Annotated in this window: 1 protein-coding gene; it reads right to left on the reverse strand. The window is 61.4% G+C overall.

Features of this window, described 5'->3' with window-relative positions:
* Positions 1 to 15 precede the first annotated feature (15 nt).
* Entirely contained in the window at positions 16 to 648 is a 633-nt protein-coding gene (locus GOB85_RS18890; protein WP_173578880.1) for an IS630 family transposase, read from the reverse strand.
* Positions 649 to 759 lie beyond the last annotated feature (111 nt).

The raw sequence follows: 759 nt of genomic DNA on the forward strand, positions 1-759 counted from the left end.
TAGAGCATAATCCGATCAGTCTGGTTCATATCCGGCGGCGGTGAAGCACGCTGCGGCCTGGCGATGAGAGATATCGTCAATTGCTCCACAGACGGTATCTTGAAGAGCGTCGAGGGTTCGCGGTGCCACCCGTCTGATCCACGCCTTCATTTTGGCGAAGATGTTCTCGATCGGGTTGAAGTCAGGACTGTAGGGCGGCAGGAACAACAACCTGGCGCCGACTGCCTCCACAGCCTCGCGGGCAACGGCTCCTTTATGGGCGGGCAGATTGTCAAGAATGACGATGTCACCCGGCGACAGGGTTGGGCCGAGCACCTTTCGGGCGTAGGCGGCAAACCATTCGCCGGTCATGGGGCCGTCCAGCATCATCGGTGCTGTCATGCCGGACAGACGCAACCCCCCGATGAACGTCGTGGTTTTCCAGTGCCCGTGGGGCACGGACATCCGACAGCGCGTGCCCCGTTGTGACCGCCCCCGCAGGCGGGCCATCTTCGTCGAGACGGCTGTTTCGTCGATGAAGACCAGCCGGGCCGGATCAAGGTCAGGCTGACTGTCAAACCAGGCCTCGCGCCGCTGTGCGACGTCTGGCCGTGTCTGCTCGCTGGCGTGCGCCGTTTTTTTACGGTCATGTCGTGACGGTTGAGGCACCGCCAGATCGTGCTCGGCGCAAAGCGGACACCGTGTTCCGCTGCAAGTGTCTCCGCCAGTTCGACAAGGGAAATATCGGCCTTTGTTTCAATCGCAGCCAGCAGGAAGGCT

The sequence above is a fragment of the Acetobacter fallax genome (assembly GCF_011516735.1).
Lineage (GTDB): Bacteria > Pseudomonadota > Alphaproteobacteria > Acetobacterales > Acetobacteraceae > Acetobacter > Acetobacter fallax.